Annotated in this window: 27 protein-coding genes; all 27 read right to left on the bottom strand. The window is 62.3% G+C overall.

From position 1 onward, the window contains the following. Window positions 1-2 precede the first annotated feature (2 nt). The gene (locus tag GYH29_RS13145; RefSeq protein WP_161523907.1) at window positions 3-1772 is read right to left on the bottom strand and encodes a hypothetical protein; all 1770 of its coding nucleotides are present in this window, start codon (window positions 1770-1772) and stop codon (window positions 3-5) included. Next, entirely contained in the window at window positions 1769-2452 is a 684-nt protein-coding gene (locus tag GYH29_RS13150; RefSeq protein ID WP_161523908.1) for a hypothetical protein, read from the bottom strand. Before GYH29_RS13150 ends, GYH29_RS13145 begins: the two co-directional genes overlap by 4 nt. Continuing rightward, a complete protein-coding gene (locus tag GYH29_RS13155) occupies window positions 2452-2961 on the bottom strand; it encodes a hypothetical protein (protein WP_161523909.1) in 510 nt (169 codons plus the stop codon). The genes GYH29_RS13150 and GYH29_RS13155 overlap by 1 nt, the downstream gene beginning before the upstream one ends. A gap of 9 nt (window positions 2962-2970) precedes the next feature. After that, window positions 2971-6633 (bottom strand): tape measure protein, encoded by a 3663-nt coding sequence (locus GYH29_RS13160; RefSeq protein WP_161523910.1) that lies wholly within the window; start codon window positions 6631-6633, stop codon window positions 2971-2973. Window positions 6634-6741: 108 nt separating this feature from the next. After that, on the bottom strand, window positions 6742-7041 hold the full coding sequence (locus GYH29_RS13165; protein WP_161523911.1) for a hypothetical protein: 300 nt from the start codon (window positions 7039-7041) through the stop codon (window positions 6742-6744). 235 nt (window positions 7042-7276) lie between these two features. Further along, entirely contained in the window at window positions 7277-7810 is a 534-nt protein-coding gene (locus tag GYH29_RS13170; RefSeq protein ID WP_161523912.1) for a hypothetical protein, read from the bottom strand. Window positions 7811-7875: 65 nt separating this feature from the next. Continuing rightward, window positions 7876-8295: a hypothetical protein gene (locus GYH29_RS13175; RefSeq protein WP_161523913.1), complete on the bottom strand. Its 420-nt coding sequence runs from the start codon at window positions 8293-8295 to the stop codon at window positions 7876-7878. Beyond that, complete coding sequence (locus GYH29_RS13180; protein ID WP_161523914.1) at window positions 8292-8780, bottom strand: HK97 gp10 family phage protein; 489 nt, start codon at window positions 8778-8780, stop codon at window positions 8292-8294. Before GYH29_RS13180 ends, GYH29_RS13175 begins: the two co-directional genes overlap by 4 nt. Continuing rightward, window positions 8755-9105, bottom strand: a complete 351-nt coding sequence (locus tag GYH29_RS13185; RefSeq protein ID WP_161523915.1) for a head-tail adaptor protein — start codon at window positions 9103-9105, stop codon at window positions 8755-8757. Before GYH29_RS13185 ends, GYH29_RS13180 begins: the two co-directional genes overlap by 26 nt. Next, on the bottom strand, window positions 9102-9680 hold the full coding sequence (locus tag GYH29_RS13190; protein ID WP_161523916.1) for a head-tail connector protein: 579 nt from the start codon (window positions 9678-9680) through the stop codon (window positions 9102-9104). Before GYH29_RS13190 ends, GYH29_RS13185 begins: the two co-directional genes overlap by 4 nt. Before the next feature lie 2 nt (window positions 9681-9682). Further along, complete coding sequence (locus tag GYH29_RS13195; RefSeq protein WP_161523917.1) at window positions 9683-9898, bottom strand: hypothetical protein; 216 nt, start codon at window positions 9896-9898, stop codon at window positions 9683-9685. Window positions 9899-9949: 51 nt separating this feature from the next. Beyond that, the gene (locus GYH29_RS13200; RefSeq protein WP_161523918.1) at window positions 9950-11272 is read right to left on the bottom strand and encodes a phage major capsid protein; all 1323 of its coding nucleotides are present in this window, start codon (window positions 11270-11272) and stop codon (window positions 9950-9952) included. Window positions 11273-11372: 100 nt separating this feature from the next. Further along, window positions 11373-12335, bottom strand: a complete 963-nt coding sequence (locus GYH29_RS13205) for a S49 family peptidase (RefSeq protein ID WP_161523919.1) — start codon at window positions 12333-12335, stop codon at window positions 11373-11375. After that, window positions 12332-13597: a phage portal protein gene (locus GYH29_RS13210; RefSeq protein WP_161523920.1), complete on the bottom strand. Its 1266-nt coding sequence runs from the start codon at window positions 13595-13597 to the stop codon at window positions 12332-12334. The genes GYH29_RS13205 and GYH29_RS13210 overlap by 4 nt, the downstream gene beginning before the upstream one ends. Continuing rightward, a complete protein-coding gene (locus GYH29_RS24560) occupies window positions 13597-13764 on the bottom strand; it encodes a hypothetical protein (protein ID WP_162533440.1) in 168 nt (55 codons plus the stop codon). The genes GYH29_RS13210 and GYH29_RS24560 overlap by 1 nt, the downstream gene beginning before the upstream one ends. Then, window positions 13761-15467, bottom strand: coding sequence for a terminase large subunit (locus GYH29_RS13215; protein WP_161523921.1), 1707 nt, complete (start codon window positions 15465-15467; stop codon window positions 13761-13763). The genes GYH29_RS24560 and GYH29_RS13215 overlap by 4 nt, the downstream gene beginning before the upstream one ends. Before the next feature lie 4 nt (window positions 15468-15471). After that, window positions 15472-15957, bottom strand: coding sequence for a phage terminase small subunit P27 family (locus GYH29_RS13220; RefSeq protein WP_161523922.1), 486 nt, complete (start codon window positions 15955-15957; stop codon window positions 15472-15474). A gap of 138 nt (window positions 15958-16095) precedes the next feature. After that, window positions 16096-16290: a hypothetical protein gene (locus GYH29_RS13225; protein WP_161523923.1), complete on the bottom strand. Its 195-nt coding sequence runs from the start codon at window positions 16288-16290 to the stop codon at window positions 16096-16098. Then, window positions 16290-16673, bottom strand: coding sequence for an HNH endonuclease signature motif containing protein (locus GYH29_RS13230; protein ID WP_161523924.1), 384 nt, complete (start codon window positions 16671-16673; stop codon window positions 16290-16292). The genes GYH29_RS13225 and GYH29_RS13230 overlap by 1 nt, the downstream gene beginning before the upstream one ends. Continuing rightward, window positions 16673-16870, bottom strand: coding sequence for a hypothetical protein (locus GYH29_RS13235; protein ID WP_019100044.1), 198 nt, complete (start codon window positions 16868-16870; stop codon window positions 16673-16675). The genes GYH29_RS13230 and GYH29_RS13235 overlap by 1 nt, the downstream gene beginning before the upstream one ends. A 146-nt stretch (window positions 16871-17016) precedes the next feature. After that, entirely contained in the window at window positions 17017-17274 is a 258-nt protein-coding gene (locus GYH29_RS13240) for a hypothetical protein (protein ID WP_161523925.1), read from the bottom strand. Between the two features lie 20 nt (window positions 17275-17294). After that, entirely contained in the window at window positions 17295-17543 is a 249-nt protein-coding gene (locus tag GYH29_RS13245) for a hypothetical protein (RefSeq protein ID WP_161523926.1), read from the bottom strand. Between the two features lies 1 nt (window position 17544). Further along, a complete protein-coding gene (locus GYH29_RS13250) occupies window positions 17545-17931 on the bottom strand; it encodes a hypothetical protein (protein WP_161523927.1) in 387 nt (128 codons plus the stop codon). A gap of 7 nt (window positions 17932-17938) precedes the next feature. Further along, window positions 17939-18379, bottom strand: a complete 441-nt coding sequence (locus tag GYH29_RS13255; protein WP_161523928.1) for a RusA family crossover junction endodeoxyribonuclease — start codon at window positions 18377-18379, stop codon at window positions 17939-17941. Continuing rightward, window positions 18379-18585: a hypothetical protein gene (locus GYH29_RS13260; RefSeq protein WP_161523929.1), complete on the bottom strand. Its 207-nt coding sequence runs from the start codon at window positions 18583-18585 to the stop codon at window positions 18379-18381. Before GYH29_RS13260 ends, GYH29_RS13255 begins: the two co-directional genes overlap by 1 nt. After that, the gene (locus GYH29_RS13265; protein ID WP_161523930.1) at window positions 18582-19184 is read right to left on the bottom strand and encodes a hypothetical protein; all 603 of its coding nucleotides are present in this window, start codon (window positions 19182-19184) and stop codon (window positions 18582-18584) included. Before GYH29_RS13265 ends, GYH29_RS13260 begins: the two co-directional genes overlap by 4 nt. Next, complete coding sequence (locus GYH29_RS13270) at window positions 19171-20133, bottom strand: DUF1376 domain-containing protein (RefSeq protein ID WP_198001582.1); 963 nt, start codon at window positions 20131-20133, stop codon at window positions 19171-19173. Before GYH29_RS13270 ends, GYH29_RS13265 begins: the two co-directional genes overlap by 14 nt. Window positions 20134-20141 lie beyond the last annotated feature (8 nt).

Genomic DNA, 20141 nt, shown 5'->3' on the forward strand with positions numbered 1-20141 from the left:
GCCTAACCTCTCTTCAATGTGATGATGTCCGCCGGCACGCCCACCCGGTACGACACCGTCGCCGGCGCGGTCAGCGGGTCGCGCGTGCTGGCCGGGATCTCCGGAACGGTGATGCGGAACTCTGACGCTCGCGTTGCATCCTCCGTTGACGGCTTGTCCGAAAAGCCCAGGAAGCCGTCATGCGTTGCCATCGATGTGTTGCTGACGTCGAGCGTCGTCTGCCCGCTGCCGGTGGTACTCATCGGCGGCTGTGGGATCTCCGGCTTCTTCGGCGCTGGCAAAGGATCAACCGGCACCGTCCCCACCGCCAGCGCGCCGAACAGCACCATCGTGATTTCGTCGACCGCGCGGCCGCTGCCAGTGTCGAGGGTGGTCACCACCCGCTGCACTTTGCCGACGGCGTCGACTTGCGGATGCTCGACAGCTACGGTGTGGCACACGTCCAGCTCCGAATGCGCCGGCGCCTGAAACGTCAGGGTCGCATTACGGTGACTCGCGGCGATCTGCGCAGCGGACTCGGCAAGAAGGCATTGCAGCGCGACATTAACCTGCGCGCGGCCCTGGCCGGGCAGCCAATCCAGATCCGGCAGCGGGCCGTCAAACGTCGCTTCGCCTTTCTCCCAGCCGCTGGTATCGACCTCGACCGCCAGTTGCCCGCTGTTGCCTTCCTTCTTGCGGGCGCCATAGGCGGCCACTGAGTCAGGCGCCACCGCCACCACCTTGATTTCTTCCGTGATCTGCTGGGCGCATCGCCACTTGAGATCTACTTCGGCCCGGCTGCAGTAGGGGTCTGCCTCCGGGGTGCTGGTGAACGGGTTCTTCCAAAAGTACAGCACGCCGTTTTCTGAAAAATACTGCTGGGGCGGACTGGGCAGATAAGTCGTGTTCACCACCGTCCAGCCCGTACCGCTGGCGGCGCCGGCGACAGCTGATTTCTCCGGATAGCGGAATTTGCCAAGGAAGAAGTCCGCCAGCCGCTGGCTGTTCTCCCACGTGAACCGGTGCCGGCATTCGTTCAGCCGCGGGAAGCGAAATTCGAACTTCGCTTCCACGGTGTTGAACAGCTCCGCCAGCCGGTTCGTTTTCAACTGCAGCGACTGATCGAGGATCACTCCGGCGTCGAAGCGAAACGCCGGCGGCCCGGCGCGCCACGGCGTCACCCGCTGGTTTCCGTACACGTCCAGATCGAACGAGGCCTGCACCGTCGACAGCCGGTCCTCGGCGTAGCGCAGCGAATCCGCGTCCGGGCTGAACACTAAGTCGGACCAGTGTCCACCCAGCAATGCCGCCAAGTCCGCCCGCGGCTTGCGCGCCAGCAAATCGCGGCGGCCGTCAGTGGCGTGCAGCGTCAACACGCCGGTGGCGCTACTCAGCTCCGGCATTTCGATGCGCCCAGTGAATCGCCGATACCATGCGCCGCCGGGCTCGCACTGCAGGTCCACCGTGAGCCGCTTTCCGCTGACGCTGGCCAGCGTGTACGGCGCGCCGGGCAGCAGTTGGATTTCACAGATCCGCGCCAGCCCTTCCTCGGCTTCAATCCGAACGGAGCCGGTCAGCCAGGCGCTGACATCCTGCTGCTCCAGCACCGCGCGCACATCCCATTGCCCGGCGTGCCGCGGGCTGCCCAGCGCCACCAAGTGCAGCGGCAAGGACAGCGCCACCGCGCCTTTTGACAGCACCAGCGGCAGGCTCACAACGCCACGCTCGCCCGGGCTCTTGCTCGGGCCAGGCAGCGCCGCCAGCGGCGCGCCGGCAATGGGGGTCAGAATCATGGGAGTCTCAGCTCATTCAAAACGTAGGCCGCCGGCGGCGTGCTGGTATCGCCCCACATCGAGGGCACGTGCATCGCCAGATCCAGATACCACGCCCGGGTCTGGCCCGGACCCATCTGCGGCGGCACGACCGCCGAGCCGTCCTTGTTTTTGATCGTGCCGTCGTTCTGCAGCGTGAAGACGTTGCCGCTGTTGTTTGCAACAACGAAGGAGCAGCGCGGCCAGGCCAACGCCTTGGTGTTTGGTGCATAGACAAAGCACTCGGTGCCGGCCGGCAGCCCGCTCAGATCGAACAGCACCGCCGGCGCCGTCGGCATCGCTTCGGCTTCAAATGCCTGGGCCGGTCGTTTCAACAGCGCGCTCAGCGACGCTGCGGACTGCGTGACGAAGGCTTGGCAGGCCACGCCGTCCCAGTTGTGTTGCTGCTGCTGCATCTCTCCGCCGACGCGCACAGGCTCAGCGGCTCGGTTGATAAAGAACTCCTGAAAGTCCAGGTGCATCAGCTCGGCCTTGCTGCCGTCGTTTGCGCGAAAACACACCACCGTCCGCCGGTTTCGCTTATCCGCCGGCTGCATCGTGATGCCGAACGCCCGCAGCATCAGCATGTCCGGGTTTCCCATCTGCATCGGGGACAAGCCGGTGGGCAGATCCGCCTTGAGGTCGTTCCAGTAGATGTCCATCACACTTCCTCGCAGTTGAGCGTCCACTGAAAATTGCCGGCGGCCAGGTCACCTGTTTCCGTCAGCTCAGCAAAAACGGTCAGCACCGGCCAGTAGCTGACCTGATAGCCGACCGCGCCCGGCACCGGCGCGAGACTGGCCACCGCGCCGGATACTTCCACCACGGTTTCCACCGTCTCGCCGCCGACCAGCACCGCGACACCGTAAACGCCCATGTCCTGGCGATGCGCCGGCAGCGCGATACTGGCGGCCGGGCTGGCGATGGCGCGCGGCGACGCGCACCACAGCTCCAGCGGCTGGGACAGGTCCAGCGCGGACAGACCGGCCGGCAGCCAGCCGCCGCCCTGGAGCGTGGTCTTCAACCGTGTCCAGCGCGTTTGCCGGAAGCCGGCACCGCCGGCCGCGCGCAGGGTGACCCTGGCCGCCAGCTGCTCATAGCTCTGAGTAAAATCCAGATGCGACAACAGTGGGCAGACCAGCCCGCCAATCTGGAACATGGGTGCGTTCATACCACCTCTTTACATTTTGAGTTGCAGCCGACGCATGTCGGCCATGAAGTCGCCGGCTTCGCTGGGATCGGCCTGCACCGACAGTTGCCGGCCGCCTACTTGCAGGAGCAGCGTACCCAGAGCCTTGGCCGCCGGCTGCGCCAGCCCGCCAACACCCGGCAGACTGATGCGGTCGGCGAACGTCGGCAGCGCGGCGCCGACTAGGCCGCCGTTGGCGTAGCCGCGCCAGTCCTGCAGCGCGCCCATGCCGCGGCGGTGGAAGTCCCACATAAAAGCCAGCGCGCCGGGCTCGCGCATCCGCTCTTGCGTTTGCACGAACTCGCCGCCGTGGACGATGCCGGCCGGCTCGAACTTGCCGCCGGGTCCGGTCCAGCCGCCACCGGAGAAGCCGGGCCCTTTCTCTGGCAAACCAACTTGCCGGCGAGCTTCTGCCAATGAGGCAGGTGGGGGCATTCCATCACTGACGAATTTCACCGGGACTTGAACCGGTTGGTTCTGGGCCAGTTGCTGCGAATCGGTCAGCAATTTGTTGAGATCCGCTTTTCCTGCCTCTTGGTCGAAACCAATCGGCAGTTTGCTTGCCCCTGCGTCGCCGCTTGGTAAGCCAACCTGGCGGCGCGCTTCCGCCAAGTTCTGAGCCTCCTGCTGTTGCCTGGCTCTGGCCGCCTCCGCTTGTGGATCCGAAGCACCTCCACCGACAGAAACACCTGATGGTGGGCGTTCCGGCAAGCCAAGGGTCTGGCGCGCATCACTCAGATACTTGCCATCTGGCCCAACATACTGAACCGGCACCTTCACCGGCTTGGACTGAGCTGCTGCCTGGAACTGCGATAGTAAGCTATCCAGGTCTGCAATTCCCTTGGCTGCGTCGAAGCCGATCTGCAGCTTCTTGACGCTCTCGGCCGCTTGCTTAAGAGCTTCAACCTTTTCCATAGCCTGTTGGAGCTGATCTTTGGCTTTGTTGACGGTTTTTTCATCAAACCCGTCTTGGGCCCGGCCCGCCTGCTCATTGAAGAAGTTGAACTCCCCCTCTGTGATCTTGCCGGCCTCGCGCAGCTTGTTGATGGTGTCCATCAGGCTTTCGAAGGCCTTCTCCGTCGTCGTGGCGTCGCGCGCGGCCTGCCGAAGGTCGGCGTCCTTCCCCGTCTTGGCCGCCTGGGCTTGGCTCTCCTGCGCCTTCCGCCCGAGGGCATTCGCTTTCGACAATCCTTCGTAGTAGTCGGTGACGCCCATGGTCGCCGGGTCTTTGGCCTTCTTCGCCGGGTCCACGGCCTTGTTGCCATACCAAGAATCCTGATGCTTCTTGCGGCGGTCAACCGCGTCCTTGAATGCATCGTTGGCCTTGTCGTACAGCTGCTGCTCTTTGGCGAGCTTGCTGGCCAGATCATTCAGCACGCCGTTGCGTACCGCCTCCACCTTTTCCTTGAAGTCCTTCTCTGCAGCAATCCGCCGGGTGCTGTAGTTGTTGACCATGGTGATGGCTTCGCTGTAGATCTTGGCCATCTTGAAAGCTTCTTTTGCCTCCGGCGAGTCCCATTGTTTCCGGGCTTCAGCATCCAACTTTGCGCGCCAGTAGGTTTGCGCCAGCTTCAGCATTTCCAGGTAATGCTTGCGTGAGGCATCCGTCATCTGGTCAACAGCAGCAGCGCCTTCGACCACGACGTTTGAATAGCCCTTGGTCTGGGCCATGGTGCGCTGAAGCTTTTCAAGGCTCCTCTCCGTTGCATAAGCAGCCTCTGCATAGTTGTCCCAGGCGTACTTGGCTAGTTTGGTTATGGAGACGGCCCCAGCAATTGCTGCGCCGAAGATGCCAAGACGCGCGACCACCGCCCATAACCCCGCCGAAGCAGTAACGCCAAATGCTGTAAAACTGCCAGCCATCGAGGCCAAAGCAGTACGCACAACACCGGCAGTCGTTGTCAGCGCACCTTTTGCAGCAGTTGCTCCACCTTCAAGCGCAGCCCCAGCTGCTACGCTGGCAGCAGCTCCTGCTGCTCCAGTAGCGCCAGCACTCCCAGCGGAAGAGCTTGATTTTCTTTTACCAGCGGCCGCCGCGGCCATATCGCCGAGCGTTTCCGCATTCTTTACCTCCTTGATCAGTTTGGAAGCTTTACCCGCAGCTTCGGCAAACTTGATCAAGTCGGACGTTAAAGAAACGACCAGCCCTTTTGCCTTAAAGCCAAGGTAAATTGCCATCATGCTGGCAATCGCCTCCTTGTGCTCAACGATGAACTTGGCCGTACCGATGGCGATTTGCCCCAGCGCCTGCAACGATTCCGCAATATCGCGCGCCAGTTGGCCCAACTCTCCGGTTTCCTTCATCCTGTTGAGCGCTTCGGTCAAATCGGTGATCGCCTTTTTGGCGAACTCCAGCAGGCCGGCCTGACCGATGTCGTCCAGGAACTGTTGCCAAAGGTCAATGGCGTTGGACACCACGCCGTTCCAGGTCATCATCTGGGCTGCGGCGGCCCCGGCGGCATCCTGTTCCATTGTCTCCATCAAGGCATTGATGGCATTGCGCCCCAACTGACCTTTCTGAGACAGGTCCTGCAGTTCCGCGGTGGTCTTGTTCAACTTCTTGCCCAGCAACTCCCAAACGGGTACGCCGGCTTCAATCAGTTGTAAGGCCTCCTCGCCCTGCAGCTTTTCTTTACTCCAAGCCTGGCCCAGCGCCAACGAGATGCGTGTCAAGGTTTCCTGGCTGCCACCCAGCTTCGACGCCTGGTCGATCACCGCTTGCATGGAGCCGGCGGTGGGGTCCAGGCCAAAGTTCTTCAGCTGGATATAGGTTTTTGTCAAACCGTTTACTTGGAACGGCGTATTGACGGCCAGGTCCTTGACGTACTGGAATGCGGCCTTGCCCTTCTCTGCGGACTTCTCCACCGAGTTCAGTTGAGTGCGTAACGTCTCGAACTCCCCTGCTGTGGTCAGGATGCTTTTGGTCAGTCCAATGGCTGCATTCAACGAGATGAAGCCGGCTGCCATCGCCGCCAGCTTGCCGGCGCCCGTGCTCAAAAAGCTGGTGGTGGGAATGCCGCCGGCCAGTTCTGCCCGCAGTTCCGCGACCCGGGCGCGCGCCGCCTGTGCTGCCCTCATTTGCTCGGACATCGACATCGTTCCACTTTGCGCCAAGCGCGCGTAAGCCGCCTGGGTTTGCACAATCTCCCGCTCAATCTCTGGGTTAGAACGAATCCCGATTACATCACGCGCGGCATCAAGCCTGCGAGCGGGCATGACACGACGGGAGGTGGCAGCGACTTTTGCCGACATCTCCGCCTGGGCCGCGGCCAGATTCCGCGAGTCGACGCCGGCGGCGCTCAGCTCTTTGCGCAGACCCTGGACCGAGTCTATCTGCCGGCGCATGGATTTCTCGGCGCGGTCGAGCGCCTTGTCCGTGGTCGCCAAGGCCTTCTCAAGATCCTTGGTCGGCCCGGTCGCCATGGCGATGGCCTTCTGATACGCCTCGCTCTCCTTCTTCAGCTTGAAGAATTCGGCGGCTGCCTTTTTCGCGCTTTCCTGGGCCTTGCCAAGCAGTTCCATCTTGGCCGCGGTAGCCGACATACCCTGCAGCGCGCTGCCGAATTTCTGCTCCGCAGCCACCACCTCTTTCAGGAACGGTGATGCATCACCGGCCATCACCATCCGAATCAGCATGTCGTTATTGTTTGCCATGGGCGGCCTCGGCTTCGTCTATCGCGTGTTGGAACTGGGAATGGGTGTAATGCCAGGCCTCGCTATGACCCAATCGGATCAAAGCCGAAACCAGCATGTCGAATTGCTTCAGGACCTCGCCGCTGCGAGCAGCTTTTCGAGGCGGGCCTGCATGTCGAAAAAATACGGGTTGACCTCCCGGCAGTCGGCCAGGACTTTTTCAAGCTGCGACGGCGGCAGCGCCGCCATTTCTTCCAGCGACAAGTCGGTCATGGCGGCCAGCTCGGTCAGCGAGATGCCAGGCAGGAGAAACGCATCGACTTGATCCGCCGGCGTGTACTCAAACAACGCGCGGATCTCGGCGACTGTCAGTTCGCGGCAGACCACATCACGGTCGATATCCAGCGTGGTGATTTTGCTTTTTTTCATTTCGGGACCAGGTAAGAAAGCAAGCAAAGCAGGCAAAGGACAACAACAAGCTTGATGAACGACAGCAAGCTCAGCTCTTGAACCCGCCGGATCAGAAATAGAACGGAAACCATGAAAAGGACAATCATCGTCGTGACTTTCCAGTAAGCGTTAGCGCCGACTATCGCGTCACGACAAAACAAATTCCTATTGTGGGATTTCCGCTCCTTGCCCGGCGGCCTCGCCGGCACTGGCATCACGACGTCTTCGTCGCCATTACCACCTGGAAATACATCGACTTGCCGATAGGTTTGGTACGGTCAGCCAGCACTGCCCCCTTGAGTTTCAGCGTGGCGAAGTCGTCGCCGATCAGCGCCAGGTCGTCAATCGGGCTGGGCTTGAAGCGATGGATTGTGAGGTTGACCTTGGCGCCACTCTGCGCCTCGTTGAGACCTTCGAAGATCAACTTGTACTCGGTGCCCAGCTGGGTCAACGCCTCGATGGTCGCTTCCTTGCTCGTCGCGTCGATGGAGATGTCGCCCTGAACACCGAGCGCGATGTTGTCCGGCGACAGCTCGCGCAGATCCATTTCGACATCGACCGAGCTGATGCGAACGACCTTGTTGGCCGTGCCGCCACCGCCGCGGGTGTAGTCCACCAACTTCTTTTCGTCGGTACTGATTTTGAGGCTCAGCGCCGAGCAGTTGCCGAACTCGCGCGCGGGGTCCGCACCCTTTTGCACTTTCACCACGCCGTTGCCGATGTAGCTGAATTCCTGAATCGCTGCCATTTCCGTCTCCTGTAGGCATAAAAAAAACCGCCTGCCGGCGGTGATGGATTGTGTTGCTGGGTGGATCAGGGCTCCTCAGCCCTGCGTCTAAATTTGACCTCGATGGCAAGGTCTACAACGTAGGTCATCTCCTCGCGGTTGAAGCCGTAGCGCGTGCCCGTTTCGGTCAGTTCCAGGATGTGGTGGACGCCGCCCAGGTTGTGGTCGGCGAACAGCGCCTGGCGCAGCGCGCCCATGTGCGGCTCCAGCCGCGAATAGACCTGGCCGGGGATTGCGTCGACAACCGTCGTCAGCCGCAGCTGGGTCCGGTCATTGCGCACGGCCAGCCCCTTCTTATCTTCTGGCTGGTGGTCATCGAGATGGATAACCGTCATCGGTTCGGCCACGTCCTCGGGCTCCAGCACCAGCACGCCAAGTACCACCCGGCCGGGTAGCGCCGGTTCCAGCCGCTGGTAAACCGCGCGGGCAATGTCGAAATCTTTCACAGCCTGGCCTCCACCATTTTGAGCAGCACCTCGCGCGCGCCGGCGAGGACCGCCGCCTTCGCTTCATCCCCAACTTCATCCACCGCGCGCGATAGGTAGGGCTCTGGGTTCATTTTTCTGGTCCCCAATTCCACAAATCGGCCGTAGTACGCGGTCACCACATCGACCTTGCGCCCCTTGCTGGCCTTGGCCGCCAGCTTGGCGCGGCTCAACTCGCCGGCGCGGTTGCGCTTGGCTCTGGTTGCCACGGTGACAAAGCCGGTTAGCGGTGCATCGGTTTTGCGGACGTTGGTCCATGCGATGATCTGCGACCGCAGGAAACCACTGTCCCGCGGCACCAGTTGCTTGGCGCGCCGCATGATAATTTTGACGCCGGCCAGTAGCGGCCGGCTGAGTTCGCGGCGTTCTTCCACCGCGCCGGCCAGCCCTTCCAGTCGCGCGAAAATCCGGGACCGGGCGTCATCGGCTTTGAGGCTGACGTCCATCGTCCAACTCCAATATCAGTTCCATGTCGCGGCGCCGGCCGTCGCGGTCTATCGGCGGCGCTTTGACGGTGTAGGTTCTGGTCACGCCGTCTTTGACGTAGACCAGGCGCATGCCGGCCTCGATGCCTGACCGCCAACGCAGGAAGGCGCGGGCGTCGATTTGGTGCAGCGTGACATCGCCGATCCGGTCGCGGCCGGTGATGTCGGCTACGTTTGCCCGGGTCTTGCAGACCAACTCCCAGCCGCTGACGTTCTCGCCGTGGTCGTTTTTGCGCTTTACCTCGCGCTGGATCTGGACCAAGTGTCGCAGACGGCCGGCTCTCATAGCGCCACCACTTGCATTACGTAAGGCGTCAGCATCTCGTCAACGAACGATTTCGGCAGGTCGGTCACGATGGTCCCGGCGATGAACTGCTCGCGGAACTCGTAGAACGTGCCGACTCGGTACAGCAGCCACTGCTGAATATCCTCCGGGACACGGTCGCCAGCGGCTCCGAACCCTGCCATGTAGGTGATCTGGATCGCATCCGGCGCGGCGTCGATCTTCGGCCACGCCGCGCGCGGCCGGATGAACAGGTGCGGCCCGTCTTCCAGTGCTACGAAGTCGCGCCATTCCACCACTTGGCCGGCCTGGCGCAGCATGATGGATTGCACCGACTTGGCATTCGCGGTCTGCAGCAGCAACGAAGGGATCAACGGCCACTGGCCGAAGGTCTCGCGGTAGCTCGCCGTCAGCAACGGCCCCTTGAGCTTCCCCTCGCATGCGCGCACCGCTGCACGCTCCATCAGCGTCAGCAGCTCGTCGTCATCGGTCATGTCGAGATCGATGTTGCACTGCTGTTTGATTTGCCCCAGCGTCAACACCGCCGCCGCGCTGCGCTGGGTCACCACGGCGGCCATGATCAGTTGGCCTCGCCGGCAGCGCCACGGCGGCCGTTGCTGCCTTGCCGCTTGTTAGCGTCGCCGCCTTCGTCCGCCTTGTCGGCTTTATACGGCTCAACTACACCGGTCTTGGCCAGCCCCTCCAGCCACTCCACGCGCGACACATCGAAGCCGGCGATATCGCCAGGGGAGTAGATGCCGTGGGGCTTCAAGAATTTGACTCCGATTTTTTCCATCTCTACCTCCAGATTGAGTTGTTCGCGGCCGGATACCCGGCCGCTATTGCCTTACTTGCCCCACTTCACCCCGGTGCCGATGGAGACCGACTCGCGGTGACGCGGGCCAAAATCGTGTTTGGCGACCACGCGAATCAGGGTTTGGTTACGCTGGAATGCGCTGATGACGTTGCCGTCGCCGTCCTTGTAAGTCGCCTCCTTGGAGAAGTCGATCATCAAGGCCTGGTCCTCACCGATGAAGCAATCGGCGAAATCAGCGAAATACAGTTCGGATTCATCGAAGCCGGCGCCCAGGTTGTTCGGGATCTGGGTAGTCAGGCCGACCGGGTAGCCTTTCAACTGCTTCTGAGCCAATTCCGGGTATACCTTATTGCCCTTCATGTCGCGCAGGCCTTCCAGGAAACGGAAAGTGCGCGGCGACATCACCCAGCCCGGCTGCACCATGTTGGCGTCAACGCCTTCCAGCGCCAGGATCAGCGTATTGAGGAACAACTCGATGGCCTGCAGTGCAGCGGCGTCGATGGTGGCAATCACCGGCGCCGGGAATACATTGCTCGGCAGCACCCAGTGGCGCAGACCTTTGGGCAGGTTGCCGCTGCCGTCATCGCGCAGAAACGCCTTGTCCTCGCGCGCGCCGACGGCCGAGGTCAGATCGTCCACCACAACGCGGTCCACGTTGGGGGTGATACCCGAGTTGGCCAGCAAGTCATTGCTTATCGGCACCAATGCGGACAAGGTTTTGGAAGACAGCTTCAGGTCGTCGAACTGTGCGCCGGTGGCCGGGGCGTCGGTGTCGGTGCCGATGTAGCCGACCTGCGCACCGCCCTTCAGACGCGGAATGGTCAAGTTGCCGTTGTTGAGCGGCAGCGAACGGGCGCCCATTCGGCGGACCACGGCTTTTGGGCGCAGCAACTCAATTACTTCGCTCGACAGGTTGGTCGGCACCAGCACACCGCCGGCAGAGGGAGTGGCGGTATTCAGCGCAGCGGCCACTTCAGCGCCATAGCCACGCTGGTCAGCGATGTTGGCGGCCGATTGATAGTTGCCTTGCGCTTCGATCAAGGCAATCGCCATATGAGCGAGGGCAGCTCCCTTGACTTTCGGACCGGCGGGCTGGGCAAACGGCTTGTTCTCCGGCGGTGAGCCTTGAGCGTTCAGGCTCTCCACCTGGGCGGCAGCGGCCGCCTGCATCTGCTCGGCAGCTTCCAGCCGTTGCAGTTGCGCGCCGAGCTGGTTGAACTCGGCGTGCATAGCATTGATTTGCTCGATCTGCTCGGCGCTCATCACCTCGCCGGCAGTCTCCAGGGCGGCCATCTCGGCCACCTTGGCGGACAGCTCAGCACGGCGGCGCTTCAGTTCTACGATCTTCGACATTCGGTTTTCTCCAGACGAAAAAAAACCGCCTCTCGGCGGTAGAAATAAAAAAAGCTCCTTTCGGAGCTGGGTTGTCGTCGCCGTGCGGCGGCGCGTTGGATCAGAGTTTGAGGTTCAGGCTCATGGCCATGGATGCGGCAATGGCCTGAGAGCTGCCGCGTGCTTTCGGCGCACGGGCACGCTTGGCGGCGACGCTGGCGGCAATGCGGTTCACCGCCTGCTGCTGGCTCTCCAGGCCGTCGGCCAGACCGGCCTCAATTGCCTTGCCGCCGTAGAACAGCCCGGCTTCGGTATCCTTCACGGCGGACACCTTCATGCCGCGGTTCTGCGCGACGGTGTCGCAGAACATTTCGTAGTAGTGGTCCAGCATGCTGTCCGCGGCGGCCATGGCCTCCTCGCTCAGCGGCCCGGTCTGCGACATATCGTCTTTGCGAGCGCCGCGGTAGAGAGTCGTTACCTTCACCCCCTCGTTTTCCAGCTTCTGGCTAAAATCGGCGTGCTTCATGATCACGCCGATGGAGCCGACGCCGGACGTTTTCGACAGCACGATGTCGCTGCAGGCGCTGGCGATGGCGTAGCCGGCGCTGAATGCGTTGTAATGCACCAGCGCCGTAATCGGTTTGATGTCGCGGCCGGCGCGGATATCGTCCACGAACTCGAAGCAGCCGGACACCGCGCCGCCGGGCGTGGCCAGGTCGATAACGATGTGTTCAATGCTCGGGTCGTTGAGGCCGGCATTCAGCTGGCTGCGCAGGCCTTCATAGCTAGCCTGGTTCGAGCACAGCCCGACATCGTTGGTCCGCGGCACCAAGATGCCGGCGACTGGCATTACAAGCACGCCGCTGCCGCGCGCGGCCTCCATGCGCCGGTCCTCGGCGGACACTGCCTGCACTGCGCCGTGGTCGCTGTCATCCTTCCAGGCCGTCATCGGCAAACCGATGTTGACCTGTTGCAGGTTGACGCCCATGCGCTGGCCAGCCCAGGCCACCGCTTCATGCAGCATGTCCGGCAGCACCATGTGCGGCGTGTTGAACAGCTGGTGAAGGAAAAGATGCTTTCTCATTGGGTCTCCAGGATCTTGTGAATGGCGTCGATGGCTTCGGCCGAAGCCCCCGCCCCTTTCGGCAGCCCCGCGCCGGCGTGAACCATGTTCAGCGGTTGCAAATAGATGTCGCCGCCCGGGATCGGCGGCAAGTTCTCCAGCCGGCGGATGTCGTTGACCGAGAGCCAGCCCCATTGCCGCCCCACCGCATACGCGGCATAGCGGGTCTGCGTGTCGCCGCGCAGCAGGCCGCCCACGTTGAACTCGATGTAGTACTCGTCACGTTCATTCGGCAGCAGCAGGTCGCGCATCATGGCCTGCTCGTGCCGGCGCAACCACGGCAGCAGGCAGTAGACGACGAATTCAATCGCCTGGTGCTCGATGTTGTTGTTGGTTGCCCGGTCCAGCAACCCCACCTTGTGAGGAGGCATCTTGTAGATCTGGGCGATCTCCAGCGCCGACAGCTTGCGGCTGTCGATCAGTTGCGCATCCTCATTGGTCATCGACAGCGGCCGGAACGACATGCCGTCTTGCAGTACCGCCACCTTCATCGCGTTGCTGGTGCCGGCGTACTCCGCCCGCCAGCTATCTTTGATGTCCTGAACTCGGTCTTTCTTCAACGGCTCCAATGTGGTTTGCCCCACCACCGCCGGCCGCTCCAACACGCCGGCTAGATGGGTGCCGTTGGCAAAAACCTGGCTGGCGTGGTCTTGCGTTGCAAGGGCCAACCCGATGGTGTCGCAGTGCAGTTGCACCGGACTCACGCCGGTGTAGCCGTTGAGGGTGAACCAGCGGACGTGATGAATCATCCGCATCGGCATCGCCGGGTTGCTGCCAATCCGGTAGTACGGCAGCAAGTCCTCGCCTTTCAGGACCGTTACTTTGGGGTGGTCCAGCGGAATCAGCGCCACCGGGTAGCCTGCCGCATCACGCTCAATAAAGCTGTAAGCGGCACCACGCAGCCCTGCCGATATCTGCTGCTGCTCACGGTATTCAAACGAGGTCTGCCACTGGTTAGGCGCATGATGAATCAGCGGGTAAACCGGGTGCTCCGTTGCCCGAACTCGGTTTTCTCCATCACGCCGGTACAGCTCGCAGGGGAGCTGGGCAACAGATTCGGCGATCTGCGTCACGCACGCCTGCAGTGTGGTCAACGCCAGCGCCTTTTCAGGCGAAACCCGAACGCCAGCTGCGCTGCGCGCCCCGGCTCCCATCAGGCTGGAGATCCACCCGCGCTCCGGGTTGGCAGCGTCCTGAACGCCAAACTGCTGTGAGGAGAACATTAGCCAGCCCTCCCGGCAGCCGCCCGGGCCGTCATGAACGACCACACCAGGGCAAAACCGCCGCCGACCATCCAGCCCGCGGCGGAATGAAGAAGGGCCGCCCCGGTCGTAACCGCAGCGGCCCCCGCCAGGCCCACCAGCATGGTGAGCTTGTCCGTGTTGCTCATATATAAACCTCGTCCTCGTAGGCGGACTTGAAACCGCTGTCCGGCTGCTCCGGATTCATCGCGCGCGTCATGCCGATGATCAGCGCCACGGCGCCGTCGATCTTGTTCTGCGCGCTCTGCTTGTCCGGGAACAGGTTGTCGTTTTTGTCCGCCCGTGCGGTGACGTTGGACATCATCCACGCCAGCACCGGGTCGCCGTTGTGATGCAACCGGCCCGAGCGCAGCGCCGCCTCGATCTCGCGCATCGCCGGCGTCAGATACATGGCCTTCATCGGCACGTCCACCACGGTGGCGCCGCCAGCGGTCAGCTGCTGGGCGATCCAGGCAGCGCCGAACTTGTCCTGGCAGAACTCACGGACTTGGAACCGCGTCGGGATGTCCTCAAGATCCTGCAGGATCATGGCGAAGTCGTTCTCCGTCCCATCGTGCTGCTCGATCCAGCCGGCGTTTCGCCACCGCACCAAGGCAGCCCGGTTCGGGTTGTCCTCGGCCTCCAGTGTCGCCTCGGGCAGATAGTGGTGCGCGAAAACGTAGTAGTGAGTCCGTCCGGTTTCCGCGTGCTTGCGAGCAAAGATTTTCACCCGCGTTGCAAAGTCCAATTTGCTGGCCAGGTCATACGCGGCCACGCACTCTTCACCGAGGAAGTCTTCCTCCCTCAGCGTCTCGTCGCCGGCGGCGTGCCACTCCGCCATGTTGATCCAGGCCGATTTCGCCGAGCACCAGATGTTCAGGTGCTTCGTCTTGAAACGAACTTGCAAGCCGGCGTTCTGCGCGGCCTGTCTCTGCTGGCTGAGCATGAAATCCGGATCAACGGATATGCCCCAGTTCGGGTTTGCCTTGATCAGCGTTTCCGGCGCATAGGGGTCGTCATCCTCGTCGGCGCTGAACATGATGCAGAACAGTTCGTTGTTCTCCACCAGCCCCTGCAGCACCTTCTCGGCCTCCACCCTCTTCTCATAACACGGACCTGCCAGGTTGTAGCCTGCGGTCGTGATGATGAAGGCCAGCGGCTGCTCGCGTGCCCCCATGCCGGAAATCATTGTGTCGTACAGATCAGACGAGTCGTGCTCGTGGTATTCGTCGATCAGCGCGCAGGATGGCGACGCACCGTCGCCCGGCTTCCCAATCACAGGCTCGAATCGGCTGCCATCCTCAGGGATGGCCATGGCCTTCGCGTAGACCTCCGCGCCGGAGGCGTCGAGCAGATCCTGTGTCCTCTCCAGCATCTGCTTGGCCGGTCGGAAAACCTCCCAGGCCTGCTTTTCGCTGGAAGCACCCGAATACACCTCGGCGCCAAACTCCCCGTCCGCAACAAAGCAGTACAGGCCGACGCCGGCCGCCAACACCGACTTGCCGTTCTTCCGTGGGATCTCGTTGTACGCCTCGCGGAAGCGCCGGAGCCCAGTCTTTTTATGGACCCAGCCGAAGACGTTGACGAAGATGAAGCACTGCCAGGCGCCGAGCTTGATAGTCTCGGCCGACCGCGCCCACTTGCCCTTTGTGTGCGGAAGCTCTTCGACGAAGCAGCAGGAGCGCTCGGCCTCCGCCTTGTCCAGCTTGTACGGGAAGCCTTTGGTTTTTGCGCGGTCTAGGTCATCAAGGAAGCGCTGGGCGGCAAGCCGCGTCCACTTCCCGGCGGGGAATCGGCCTGCCACCACATCACGCGCCCACCTGGTAGCCGCGGTGACGTGGGGGTATGCCATCGTTTCATGACGCTTTCTTTTTCAGCAGCCCGGTAAACCGGTTGGTTGTCTTCGTGGCCGCGCCGGCCGTTCCCAGCCTGCTTCGGCTGGAAGGGTCCAGGCCAAGCATGGCGCCGAAGGCGGCCAGCTGCCGGCTGGTCTCGTTGATGACGGTGCAGGCCGGGTTCTTCTTCGGCCCGAACGGCGTGTCAACAATCACGCCATTCTTGCTGACGCTATCCTCGGCTTCCCGCCAGCGCGCATAGGCCTGGCAGAACACTTCGAGGTTGTGCAGGTCGACATCGGTCAACACCTTGGTGCCGGCCAGTAGCGGCGCCAGCTCTTCCCACTTCTCAACGGCTAGCGGCGAAAGCCAGTCAGGCGGCGGCGCGGCCGGCACGGATGAATACTCCGGCTCCGCCTTGTTCAGCGCGCGCTTACCCGGGTTGCCGGTGACGATTTTGAGATGGGTCGGCTTCGGCTTCCGCCCTCCCCCTGGCGCTCGGGCCATCGCACCCCCAAATTTATTATTTCGCGGGAAAAAATAAAGTCTGAAGCACGCGGTTCCGGCTGGCCGAATCCCGCGAAGGATTTACCCCCCCTACCCCCTGGCATGGTTCAAGCGCGAACAGTTCGCGCCGCAGCAGACTCAAGCGTCCGTCTTCCACCAGCGATCAACGCCATCAGTGCATTCGTGTCGCTCGACCTTGGCCTTGTGGGTGATGTACACCTTCCCGGCAGGCATCAGCTGCCACTGGTATCCAATCTCGCCCGTCGGGCGGCATGCAGGGGACTCACCGCAGCCTGCCAGCAGGGCCAAGACAATCGCCACGATCAACCGCATCAGCGTCTCCCATTCCCGAATCCACCATCCTCGCGGGCGGTCTTCTCCGAGTGGCAAGTCCCACATAGCGCCTGCCAGTTGGTCTTGTCCCAGAACAGTTCCTGGTCGCCACCATGCGGTTTGATATGGTCCACGCACTCCGATGGCACCAGCCGGCCCGCGCGCTTGCAGATCACGCACCATTTGTTCTTGCGGCGGTAGCCGATGGAGGCCTTGGTCCACGCGTTCGTATAGCCACGCTTGGTGCGGGTGCCGCGCCGCGCGTCAGCCTCGGCGGCCAGCTTACGCTCGCTCTCAGCATGCGTTGGGCAGTAGCGCGCCGGCGGCGTCACCAGGGCGCCGCAACCGGGCCGGCCACATAGCCGTTTGGGTGAGCCCGCCATCAGAACCTGACGCCCTGGCGGACCTGCTCCCGCGACAACTCGACCAGCTCGCGCTGGCGCAGGCCCAGGTACTCGAACACGATGGAGTGCAGCTTGATCTCGGCGACGCGCGCGGCCTGGCCGGACGGCATCAGGACATGCTGGCCGTGGGCCAGCCCCAGGGCGTCATGAACAACCCGCGTTTGCCGCATGTGCATACCGCCTCCGGAAATAAAAAAGGCCCGACAGAGTTAACTGTCGGGCCAGGTCGTCTTTGTTGTGCGTAGCTTCGCCACCACACCGTCAATATAGCGAATCCCCGTGGTTACTGGAATAGAGCTCCGCTTTCCGCATATATGCCGGTTCAGCGCCCATCCCAGCGAAATTCTTCAATTGAGCGGCCCTGAGTATCCTTTTTCACCAAATGGCACTGCAAACTCTTTGTAAGCGGCCTTACTGGCTGTGTTTCACTAAGTTCTGCTTTACAGATCAGTTCACCTTGCGCATTGAAAATCTCGTACGAGTAAATCTCGGTTTGACCAAGATGTCCTTTATCCCTGCGGCCAACTTGTTTGATTTCATCGGTGGGTTCCAGCTTGAGGTGTTCCCTGATTTTTTCCATGTCATTTCCTTTTGTCTGAGTTAGATGCACATGGAATTTTGCGCCAACATATAGGCTCTGGCAACCTTCCGCCCAGGTCCAGCCCGGTCCCGCAGCTCCGTCTTTGCCTTTCCTGCGCGTTGCAGCTTCACCAGCACCGACATAATCTCGGCCGCTCCATGCTGGAAGTCCAGGGCCGCCTCGATCTCCCCCAGGAACATGGGGCGCGGGGCGTCCGCCAGTACATCGCAGATCTTCGAGGCCAGGCCATTGCCGCGGGGACGCTTCACCTTACGCCGCCTTCCTGCTCTGCTCGCGCCACGCCCGGCCAAAGCGCACCGTGGCCGCCAGCAGCAGGGTGTCGAAGGCCCTGGCACTCATGGCCAGCCGGCGCGCGATGTCCTCGTCCGCCAGATGCGGGTAGTGGACGTGGCGCGCGCGGAGCGCTGCCTTCTCGCCCTGATGCAACTGGTTCACCATCTGCTCCACCTGGCTGGCGATCAGCGGGCTATAGCGGACCTCGCAGCGGCGCCTCGCCGTCTCGGCATCCTCGGCGAACCGGTAGCGTTCCGGGTCGCTGGCGTAGCGCCCCTCAATCGAAAACGTGGTGCCGCGCCAGCTGCCGCTGTCGTTCAGCCACTTGCCCCACTGCGCCAATGCTGCCGCCGGTTCGATCATAGCCGCCTCACGCCGCAAACAGCGCGCCGGCGATCTCGCGCACGGTCACTTCCACGCCGGGCTTATCCGCGTAGCGCTTCCGCACGACGATGTCGCACGCCTGGACGTCATCCACCCAGACCACGCCGTTGATGCCGTCGAAGATGGCCTTGATCACGTTGTCCGCGTCCGGCTTCTTCGTCGGGTACACCTGGCCCTGCAGCGCGGCCGCCTGCTTCTTCTTGCTCCAACTGGTCGGCACCGGCAGGAACATGGAGATTTCAACGTCAGCAGGGCCAGAGATCAGCGGGTTGCCGTCCATTGCCTCCTGCGCCGCCAGGGCGATGAGGGATTCATAGTTCGCGGTCTTCTCCGGCGTGTACATTCTGGCGAACTTGCCGCCGCGGCTGCTCACCTTGGGGCGGCCCTTGCCCACCGGCGCGCCTGGCACAAAAAACGAAATGTTCATCACTGCCCTTTCTTGTTCGTGTTGGCGTAGTGCTCCTCGCACCGCGCCATGTGATCCTGGGCCGGGCCGGCGCCAACCGAGAGCATGGCCCCCTCCGGCGTGAACGCCCGGTAGATCGAGTCGCCGCTGGCGCCGTGGCCGTACTTCACGACGCTATAGCCGCGCCACTCCCTCGTGTCGTCGGCGGTCTTGACCCATTCGGTCACGCGGCTTCCTCCCCGTGGTCATTGGCGGCATGCATCATGCTCGACCCCTGCAGGTACTGGACCAGCGCCGGCGGCACCTGCTTACCCGAATCCCGGATGGCCTCCGCGGCCATGCGCTTGCCGATCATCCCGCCGCGATACACGCCCCTGCCGGCCTCCTCGGCAATCCTGAACGCCCAATCCAACTTACGGGCGCTGTCTGCCGGGAAGGCCATGCTGCGAGCCGCGCGCTTGACCTCGGCCATATGAGCCACGGATTCTTCACGGCTCATCCTCGGCCCGGTGAGCTGGTTCGGGTTGTACTCCGGCGCCGGCGGTTGAAACTCTCGGGTGCAGCAGGCCATCACGAACTCATCCGCGCTTGGCGGGTACTTAAAGCGGCAAGTCAGGCCATGCTGGATGTCCGCGTTGTTCAATTTCCGGAGCTCGTAGGCCCAGACGTCCATGGCCTCCAGCAAGCCAGGGTCAACCATCCTCCCCGTGACGGAATCGAGCACCTTCTCGTCATCGGTCCGGAACTTGTCCACGAAGCCGTTTCCAAAGCGACCGCGCAGAGTGCGGAAGACGAAGCGGATGGTTTGCGAATCAGCGGAACTCATTGGCGGCCTCCAAGTACGGGACTTCACGGTATTGGGAACCCACGCCAAGCGCGGCACAGTCAGCGGCACGGCTGGATTGCTTGGTCTGCATTCGGGACTCGGTCACCTTGTCCCGGTCGGCGTTGTACTGCTGCTGGTCCAGCATCCACTTGCGGAACTGGGCCTCCCAGGCCTTGAGGTCGGCACGGGTTTCGCTTCTCGCCTGGTAGTGAGCGACGAAGCGCTCAACCTCGGTATCCAGGTTCAGGCCAAGGGATGGTGCCTTTGCCGCGTCAACCCTGGCCGGTTGAAAGTCATCAGGGACAGGGATGCCGGGTTGTCCCCTTGCCCGCGCGTCACCCACTACGGAAGACACGTTAGTGTCTGTAGTAGTGGGTTTATCTATATCCCTGTCCCTTGGATCGTGTTTCCCGAGGGACTTTGGCGGGACATCGACTGCTTGTCCCCCCTTATTATCTAGGATGTCCCTAGGGACATTTGATTGCTGTCCCTCGGGACGATTCTGGGACAACCACTCCTCAAAAGACGGGAGGTTGTATGGCTGCTTCTTCCGTTGGCAGTACTTCTTGATGCGTGCGCACTCTGTGGCCCAGCGCTGCTTCAGCTTTGACTTCCAGGCCTCTGCCGCCTTCTCTGCAATCACTGGATGGTAAAGGCGCCCATCGCTGCACTTGATCCAACCACGCAGGGCACCTTCGCGCACCTTTTGCCACTCCTTCACTACGCGACCATAGCCCGCAAGTCGAGCAAGGACCGTGTCGTCGTCAGGCAGGCTTGATGCCGGCACCTGATGCCAACTCGCGCACCATAACAACAGGCCTGCGCGAAACTCCTCGCCATCGGACAGGGCAGCGAAATCGCTATCCCGAAGCCGCGAGACATCAAGGGGCATGAACGCGAAATCGCGCAGGTCGCAATCTGGGGAGATTAAGGGGGCGTTGCTCATCATCGGCCCTC

The sequence above is a fragment of the Chromobacterium haemolyticum genome (genome assembly GCF_009936155.1).
GTDB lineage: Bacteria > Pseudomonadota > Gammaproteobacteria > Burkholderiales > Chromobacteriaceae > Chromobacterium > Chromobacterium haemolyticum.